This is a genomic window from Microcystis aeruginosa LEGE 91341, assembly GCF_015206885.1.
In the GTDB taxonomy this organism is placed as follows: Bacteria; Cyanobacteriota; Cyanobacteriia; order Cyanobacteriales; family Microcystaceae; genus Microcystis; species Microcystis aeruginosa_H.
This window is the reverse complement of the sequence record NZ_JADEXY010000159.1, coordinates 1-8,864: the sequence shown is the minus strand read 5'-3', so window position 1 is coordinate 8,864 and position 8,864 is coordinate 1. Positions and strand designations below refer to the sequence as shown.

General features: G+C 34.6%; 8 protein-coding genes and 3 pseudogenes. 1 reads left to right on the top strand and 10 read right to left on the bottom strand.

The genetic code is table 11. The annotated features are described in order from the left end of the window. Positions 1 to 190 precede the first annotated feature (190 nt). The 10 genes and pseudogenes from IQ234_RS18325 to IQ234_RS18285 form a co-directional block, all read right to left on the bottom strand. Positions 191 to 739: pseudogene (locus tag IQ234_RS18325) on the bottom strand (DUF29 domain-containing protein). Between the two features lie 125 nt (positions 740 to 864). Beyond that, positions 865 to 1,098 (bottom strand): annotated as a pseudogene (locus IQ234_RS21385) (hypothetical protein). A 114-nt stretch (positions 1,099 to 1,212) separates the two neighbouring features. After that, complete coding sequence (locus IQ234_RS21380) at positions 1,213 to 1,365, bottom strand: hypothetical protein (protein WP_228008616.1); 153 nt, start codon at positions 1,363 to 1,365, stop codon at positions 1,213 to 1,215. Between the two features lie 182 nt (positions 1,366 to 1,547). Beyond that, entirely contained in the window at positions 1,548 to 2,870 is a 1,323-nt protein-coding gene (locus IQ234_RS18315) for an EpsG family protein (protein WP_193958127.1), read from the bottom strand. 82 nt (positions 2,871 to 2,952) lie between these two features. Beyond that, positions 2,953 to 3,831: a glycosyltransferase family 2 protein gene (locus IQ234_RS18310; protein ID WP_193958126.1), complete on the bottom strand. Its 879-nt coding sequence runs from the start codon at positions 3,829 to 3,831 to the stop codon at positions 2,953 to 2,955. A 2-nt stretch (positions 3,832 to 3,833) separates the two neighbouring features. Further along, positions 3,834 to 4,781 (bottom strand): class I SAM-dependent methyltransferase, encoded by a 948-nt coding sequence (locus IQ234_RS18305; protein WP_193958125.1) that lies wholly within the window; start codon positions 4,779 to 4,781, stop codon positions 3,834 to 3,836. Between the two features lie 43 nt (positions 4,782 to 4,824). Then, positions 4,825 to 5,739 (bottom strand): FkbM family methyltransferase, encoded by a 915-nt coding sequence (locus IQ234_RS18300; protein ID WP_193958124.1) that lies wholly within the window; start codon positions 5,737 to 5,739, stop codon positions 4,825 to 4,827. 60 nt (positions 5,740 to 5,799) lie between these two features. Further along, the gene (locus tag IQ234_RS22020) at positions 5,800 to 6,063 is read right to left on the bottom strand and encodes a polysaccharide biosynthesis C-terminal domain-containing protein (protein ID WP_193958123.1); all 264 of its coding nucleotides are present in this window, start codon (positions 6,061 to 6,063) and stop codon (positions 5,800 to 5,802) included. 15 nt (positions 6,064 to 6,078) lie between these two features. After that, a complete protein-coding gene (locus IQ234_RS18290; protein ID WP_193958122.1) occupies positions 6,079 to 6,378 on the bottom strand; it encodes a hypothetical protein in 300 nt (99 codons plus the stop codon). Positions 6,379 to 6,686: 308 nt separating this feature from the next. Next, positions 6,687 to 7,435: pseudogene (locus IQ234_RS18285) on the bottom strand (IS1 family transposase). Between the two features lie 289 nt (positions 7,436 to 7,724). Between IQ234_RS18285 and IQ234_RS18280 the strand changes: the two are divergent. Continuing rightward, a partial coding sequence (locus IQ234_RS18280; protein ID WP_193958121.1) for an ISNCY family transposase occupies positions 7,725 to 8,864 on the top strand: 1,140 nt, incomplete at its 3' end.

Below are 8,864 nucleotides of genomic sequence, written 5' to 3'. Positions count from 1 at the left end.
CAAAAGTCTTAAGTCGATCCTTGTACAGCAACATTTTTGAAGATTATCAACTACTAATAAATAATTAACTGAAAGTCCCTCCCATTATTGTTTCTATCGTTTGTTTTCGGATTTATGCAAGAGGTCTATTGTTCAGCTGCTTGTTGTCAAGGTTTTAGGGGATTACTATATGTTATATCACAATTCTAGGCTAAGACGCATTTAAGTAGAAATCATCCAAGAGCTGCTCCATTGAAAAAGGACAGGTGATTGGATAATCATTTTCTAATGGTATGTGAACGTCAAATTTGGCTTTTTTTCCATCTCTAATTGCCAGAGGGCGAGCGTCTGGATAGACTGAGGAAACTGCTGTTGACAGATAGGGATTGAGAGATGGAATGAACTCGCTGCTGGTGTTCGTTGATTGAATCATACCAACTTCCTGTCATAGTATCAGGCGCATGGCCTTGTATCTTGAGCTTGAGTAAATGAGCCAACAAAACCATTAAGTTACTTTCTATAGCGGTGTGCAGTCGTATGAGGTACAGTGTCACGAGCTATAAACCATGCTAGTCAAAGCTTGGTTTGTATCTCACTCAAGCGCTTACCGCTATAAGGCTCTTTTTTCTGACTTGCCCAAGTCTTGTAATTCCTCAATTAAGTGTTCAACGTCTAGTCGTTCAAATTGACGATCTTTTAATTGTTGAATTGTCTGCTCAATCCACAAGTCAAAATCAGAATCATATAAAATAGTGGATATTTCTCGCAGTTTTGTTAATGATATAAATTGGGCAATATTAATACTAAAAAATATTGTCCGTTTTGTCAAGTAGCGATCACTTGATAATTTCTTTGTACTATTTATCTTCCTTAACCTTCCTTTTATTAATTGACTTCTACATCTCTTGCAGAACTATAAACTTCTATTCCTAAATTTTTAGCTATTTCCTGCACCTTGAAATCTAGCATCAGTGAAATAACTATCTTGCCGTTGGATTCTTGTTGGTGTCGCTGCTGATAAAATTGTACTTTTTTATCGAAAGTGTATATATCTTATTTATTTATAGAGGATTGGATTTCACCAATTATCAACAGTCCATTTTTGATTAACAAATCCAATTCTATCTGGTCTGGCCTGCCAAAGACTTCGCCTTCGTCATCCTATTCAGTAACATTAATCACCGGCACTCCGAAAGACTCTTCTAAAATTGCTTTCAGAGCATTGCGGAAAGATTACTCCGAGTGCAGTTCCCATATCGCTCCCAAAGCATCAACACTACTGTCGTAATAGTCCCGCATTTCCCTATCTTGCATAATTTCAGGCATTTCTTGGCGGATAATCGCTTTGATTTCTTCTTGTATCATGGCTTTTCTTGCAGGCAGCATCTTTGCTCCTATTATATCAAAGGCGATCATGGCTGTGTCCAACTTCATTTATCTTCACTTTGTTTGATCGCAAATAATGGTAGAATTAAAATCTGGAAGCTAAAACTTTAGGATGATTGAGTAAACACTTTTTTAGGACAGCAATCAACTAATGACACAGCAAAGAAGTTATTTGTGTATGTTTAACGAAATCTTTCTATTTGTACGTCGTTGGTAAAGCTTTCGTAAGCTAATTTTATGTACTCCAATATAGAATTTTCAAATGGTTGACCGTTAAGATAATATAATTCTAACTTTCCTTGATTATAAAGAAAATAGAAAAACCTGATAAATACAACAATAAGGCTAATGGCAATAAAAATATTTTTTATATCTGGAATTTTCCATTTTTTATCGAGAAGTTGGTAGTAGAAAATTCCAGAAAAACCCATCAACAATAAACCAATTCTTAAACTAAAATATCCACCAATATTGCTTGTTATCAGACATAAGAAAAATAAATATGTAAAGATTATAGACATAATCATATCTATATTTTTATTTCTAGGAGATTGCTGATTTTTTTTTAACATGAAGCTATTGATCAAAAAAATAGTTAAAAATTCAACTATTTTTGTAAGACTAATTCCTAAGCCAGTATCTTTGTTTTCAGCAGCCCAGTAACGAGATTTTGCATATAAAGCTTCAGTTCCTTTAAAGAGATCAAAAAACTTCAATAAAGTACCGTATCGAAGATCGAACGCGAAAGCTGATACAAGTAAAAACAAAACTAGAATTTTAAAAACTAGATTATTCGTAAAGATAGAAAATAATTTGCGTACCCAATTAGTTCCTTTTATTCCCCATATAATAATGGGCAAATACATAATGCTAGTAAAGTGAGTAAAAATACTTGTCGCATAAAATCCCCAGGTAGTTATCTCACTCTCTAGATTAACTAGAGCGAGTAGCACAAAAGTGCTGGCAATAAATTGCCTCATTAAAAATATTTGCATAAAGAAAACTGGATTGCCTATTGTATAAAATAAGATCAAAGCAAAATTTTCTCTTGATAACTTAATAGCTATATAGATAGTCGCCAAATTAATAAATAAAGACCAACAGAATAAAAAAGAGTATTTAGAACCATTAGAAATTATATAAATAGGATAGCTCAATAAAGGGAGTATAAATTCAACACCTTTGCCATAAGCTAATTCAAATGGGCTATATCGCCCTAAGTCTTCATATCTTGTCACATAAATTGCAGTATCAGAAATAATGTTCTGGGATGACGTAAAAATCGCAGTTGTTACAGCAATTAATATCAAAATTGATAAGTTTAGGACACTTATTTTATTTTTCTTGCTATTCAAGTTAAAATGGATGAAAAGAAGAAGTGGAAAAATACCAATTATCGGTATTATAATCCATACAATTAAGCCGAGAAATAGTAATACATATTTTAAGGAGCTATTATGGTAGGATAGCTTCTTGACAAGATTAAGTGTTGGAATATTAGGCATAAATCTTCTTTACTAGGGTAGCTCGATAAATTGGACTTATCGAGAAAATCTTCGCACTAATTGAGAATAAACAAAGGTCTTATCAGGGTTTCAGGTGGTGCAATGCCGACGTAAATCTATTTTTTTTCAAGATACCCTTTAGTATTGTAAAAACACATCCTTTCCAAACCCTTGTTATATTTAAGAGAATCCAGAGTTTAGGGCATACCAAAATGACAAACACTGTCCAATGTAGTGGGTTAGCAGGATTTTTATTAGAAAAATAGCTTTGAACAAATTTGCCAAAATTATTATTTTCTAAAGACGGTAATTTATTGATAAAATTACTCTCATGTAAGTAAATTTTTAATTCAGGATTTACCAGAAGTTTTAATTTTTTTTTATATGCCCTAATGGTGAATTCATAATCCGATAAATAGTGAGGTAAAATTGTCGGATAAAAGTCACCAATAGTGAGCAAATCAGAAAATCTTAAAAATAAACTTCTGGTTGGTAGGCAGTTGATTTCTTCTGCTGAGGTAGTAGTTTTAAAAGTCATTGATTTCAAGTCAGCTTTTACCCCTTGATTTACTACACTTACAGTATCTGGTTCAAAACCTTGTGCGGAAACAAGTGTCTTTTGTGAATATTGTAAGATATTTATTGCCTTTTCTATGAAAGACCGATCAAAAGTAACATCATCGTTAGCCATCAAGACTATATCGGTGGATTTAACATTATTATTCTTTAACCAATTGACACCCTGCTGTAAACCGCCAGCCCACCACCAATTTCCATTTCCCTTGATGACTGTCAGAGACTCAATCTGACTTCTAACCATCTCTTCAGTCCCATCAATAGAACCGTCATCAACCAAGATAAGGTGATAATTGGTGTAGGTTTGTGATTTCAAACATTCAACAAACTTCTGAGTGATATTTCGACGGTTGCAAACTGGTAGAATAATATAAACTTTATCCATAATTATTGCCTCTTTTTCAGGAAAAACACATAATTATCTCCTTGACCTATGCTATCACAAAACCGTGTAATTAGGTGATTGACTTTAGTTTTGTGAATAGCGGCTAGAAGCTTAAGTGCTAATTTCTCCTTAAAGCTTCGTTCCTCCTTAAAAGACCAAAATACAGATGGTTCGCCCATATTTGGACATAAAATCAGGTGTATCCACTGATACAATAACCACTCAGAACTGGTTAAAATTTTAACTTGTTCCACTGTTAATCCAGCTTGCTCAGATGCCAGTTGCATTGATTGTACCGAGAAGAACTGAAGGTGATAGGGAGCGTGCCAATTAATCCACCGATGCCCAAAAACACTAGCTCTCCATCCATTAGAGTTCGGGGTAGTCAATATTGCTATTCCCCCTGGCTTTAAAACTCTAGCAATGTCACTTAGGGTTGCTATAGGATTGGTAACATGTTCAATAACTTGATCCATAGTTATATAGTCAAAAAAGTCTGGTTTATAGAGATTGGGATCAAATAACCCAACGTGTACTTTATAGCCAAACTTCTCAGCTACGCGGCGAATGTTTTCGTCGGCTTCGACCCCATAAACATCACAGCCACGGGACTCGTGATATCCCAAAGATTCGCCAAAACCACAACCAATATCTAAAATACGAACATTTTGGGGTATCCAACGAAAAGCTGAGGAATAGGAACCGTTCATCCAAGCTTTAAAAGCGTTAATCTCTTTATGAGGCTGATACTGTTCAAGAACGTATTTCGAGCGTGGGTAGAACTTCGTATAAAGTTCAGCCAAAACTTCTGGTGTAAATTCTCCTTTTAAGTGTTTGTGACCGCAGACAGAACACTTGGCAAGAAAAAAGTTTCCTGGGTAGCCGTATCTATCATCGTATAGCGGTAGATTATTTAAAGCAGCTGAAGAAAGACAAATTGGGCATTTCATTATTTTCATTACCTAAGGAATTTCCATAGATTAAATTATTTAATTATTCAGTTAGTTCAATTGGCTCAACTAAGGTTTTACAGTTCCTATCATGGTATTCTTTATCTACAGGAATAAAGTAGTAGTTATAATAGTCATCTGAGTGCTTCTTAAATGGTTCTAATGAGGCTTTAATAGAATTAAAAACGAATGCTTTATAGCCATAAGACAGGATTGATTCAATTGTCTGTTCTGGATTTAGATTTGAGTTTTCTCCACCATAAATTTCTACAAACAAATCTGGTTTCAAATTGTTTAAGACATTCTCAGCACCCTTGATAACTTCTGTTTCTAAACCTTCTACATCAATCTTTATTAAAGAAATTTTTGAAATTTCATTCTCCTTGACAAATTCATCAATAGTTGTTACGGGTACTTTAACTCGATTAACCACTTTCTTTCGTTTAGTATCCTTGAGAGAGCTATAAGCATTATCTTCACATTCAAAAAAAGTGATATTACAAATATTATCCGAGACAGCTTTAGGCACCACAATTACTTTATTTGCCAGAGAATTTTTAATTATATTCTTACTTAAAATACTCGCAGTTCCTGGAGATGGTTCAAAAGCATAGATCTTAGTGTTTTTACCAGACCTGGCTAATTTCATAGAATGAAGACCAATATTAGCTCCTATGTCTAATACAATAGGAGCGCTATCTTCTAATAGTATCTTGCTCAAGAAGACAATTTCATTTTCTTCAAAGCTACCTTGGAAAAATAGTTGTCTACCTATAACTGATGAATAACAATACTCTATTTCAAGACCATCAATTGTCTCTAAAATTCTTTGATTATCTATATCTATCTTGAAACCTAATAGATTTTGGATGATTTTTTGGTTGAACAGATCATCTCCGAAATGACGATGAATACGACCTCTTAGTTTTCTTTGAAGCTTCCAAAAGAGATTTTTCATGGCTCTAAATTTTTTAATGTTTAATAAATTACATCTTTAATTTCTTGTCAATTTTATGGTTTATAGTAGTATTCTGTTTTTTATGTTGGAGAGATAGATTAAGTTGTGATTGAGGCGAAAATGAATTAAAAATGCTTTAGTTACCATCCATGCACTCCTGTATAAGAATGGGAAGAACAGATATAGACCATATAGCGCAAATCCATAAGAGATCACTGTTGCAATTGCTGCTCCAAGACCTCCATAATGAGGGATGAGAAGAAAATTTAATCCAACATTGGCAATAGCACCCAATGAGGTTCTTGCAAAGGTTAACAGAGTCATATTTTCCACGATCATTCACTGATTAAATGCTATCCCTACAAAAACAATAGATCTCGACCAGATGTGCCATACCAGAATTCGACCAGCTTTAGTATATTCCTTGCCGAGCAAATTTGTCAACAAAGGAACTGAAACAAAAGTCCTGGGAACTGCGATCACCAATGCTATCCAAGCCATGAGATCGTACAGTTGTTGCAGTCTAGCAGGCGTTGTCAGATCAGAATATGAAAGATGCAATGCAATCCTTGCTATCAAAGTAATTTCAGTTCCAAGCTGATTCGGATCATCTTTCGATTTGACAACGCCGTCTAGCATAATATTCCTCTCTACTCCTCTGCTTTGCTCGAATAATTGCTGGAAATGCCAAGGAACAAATTGCTATAACTCAGCGTTGGGTTTTGAAGGGTTATCATCCGTTGTGATAATTGTACCAGAAGGCAATTGATAGCCTGTTAAATTCCCTTGTTTCCACCACCTCCAAGCCGTTCGATAACTTATTCCTCTTTTTTTTGCCTAGTCCGATAGTTTTGTCCGTATATAACACCATGAATGACTATATCTGACCATATTTGTATTGAAACTTTACAATACCTTCGTCTAGGACCGCGACACCCGGACAGTGCTTAGATTTCGGTGGTGATTCGGTAGTAGTGATGGCGGCTTAATCTTTTGCTTTGCTGTGCATTGTAGTCATGGATAAAATACCAAAGGGTTCCCTAACGTGATTCTCCATTTTTTTTAGAGAAAGATAGACTCTCCCTCACCAGCCGAGAAATCCTTTGTCTAAAGGTATTATTTAATCTTTCAATAGGATTAGCTTGACCAGTTTCTTTCCCGACTGGTCGATGACTTTTACTGGGAATTACTGTCTTATATGACTTCCAAAAGTCTATGTAATAACAGCGCATTGTCGGTAAACACTTGGTAAACTTGCCCAAAGTTTTTTGGCTGATTGACGACTTTTATATACTAAATAGCAGCCAATAAATTCTCTTATGTTTCTATCAATTAACCGCCAAATATAAACCTTTATCGTCTTAGAAAAAACAAAAGATCACATCTCATCACATTCTATAACCAATTTACCTTTTGGTTTGTCCGAAACCTTTATTTTACGGGGTAAAGCCGCCAGTTTATTGTTGACATAATTTTGTAATTATGACCAACTTACCCCTGTTACTATAGCAATTCCTCGTAAGAAAATTTGTTCGAGCAAGAGTTTATCAATTAATTGTTTGGTTTCGTCAGAGACGGTTTTATTAGTGGGATTGATCACAAACTGACGACCACATTCTTTACACTGACGTTTGGGTTTTCCATTATGGATAGAACCATTCTTGGCTCTTCTAGGTTCTGTGTGAGCATGCAGCAATTCTCATTTTGAAATAAATAGAGCATTAACCCCGATTTTGGCAGGGAAAATATAGTACAAAGTGACTATTTCAGAGGAGAGGCGATCACCAAAAAAACAATTGGCTGGACAAATTAAGTATAAATACTCAAGCAATCAAAGGGATTGGCTGAGAACGAACGGGGTTAATTCAGGAAGATAGTTCTGTTTTTAGAATAGGGAATTCAAGGGAAATAAAAATTTATAATTATTGTCAGCTAAGGTAAAATGGGTGAGATAGAAATCCACCAGCACGTCAAATTATTCCAAGATGGCTCAAAAAGCGGCAACCCTAGAAATTTCGGAATTAATGCAATTTTTACGTCAAGAATTAGATGATTTACCCGATGAGAGGAAACCTGGAAATAATAGAAAATATGAGGTAGAAGATGCCGTGATGGCTGCATTTTCAGTCTTTTTTACTCAGTCGCCGTCTTTTTTAGACCATCAACGTTTAATGAAAAGTAATAAGGGAAAAGATAATGCTGAAAGTTTATTTTCAATTGAAAAAATTCCTGGGGATAATCAAATAAGAAATTTGTTAGATCCAGTGCCAGCCTCTAATGTCTCTAGGACTTTTCAAAAAGTCTATCAATGGTTAAAGGAAAAGGGAGTTTTGAAAAAGTTTCTCTACTTAGATGGAGAAATTTTAGTGGCGTTAGATGGCACAGAATATTTCTCATCCAAGAAAATTCATTGCCCTCATTGTAACTGTCGTAATCATCGAAATGGAACTACAACTTATTTTCATGGCTGTGTCACACCTATGGTAGTTTCTCCTAATGAAAAACAAGTAATTAATTTAGAGCCAGAATTCATTAAAAAACAAGATGGAAATCAAAAACAAGACTGTGAAAATGCGGCCGTTAAAAGATGGTTAAATAAGAATCATAAAAATAAGTATGGTTATCCTGTAACTCTTTTAGGAGACGACTTATATTCTCACGAACCTATTTGGGAATTAGCGGCAAAACAAGGTTATAGTTTTATTTTTGTTTGTTTGGAAACGTCGCATAAAACTTTATATGAATGGCTAGAAATTTTAGAAAAAAGTGGCGAAGTTAAGACCGTTGAAAAGAAACAATGGGATGGACGAAAAAATCTAATTTATCGTTATCGTTATGCTTCTAGAGTTCCCTTAAAAGAGGGCGACTCAAGTCTCGAAGTTAATTGGTGTGAAGTGACTGTTATTAATGAAAAAACTCAGAAAACTATCTACCAAAATAATTGGATAACTAATCATAAAATCACGGAAAATAATGTCGAAGAAATTGTCAAAGCTGGACGTAGCAGATGGAAAGGTGAAAATGAAGGCAATAACGTTCTTAAAAATCACGGTTATAATTTAGAGCATAACTTTGGTCATGGTCAGAATCATTTGTGCGAGTTCTTATTGTCTTTGAATTTACTA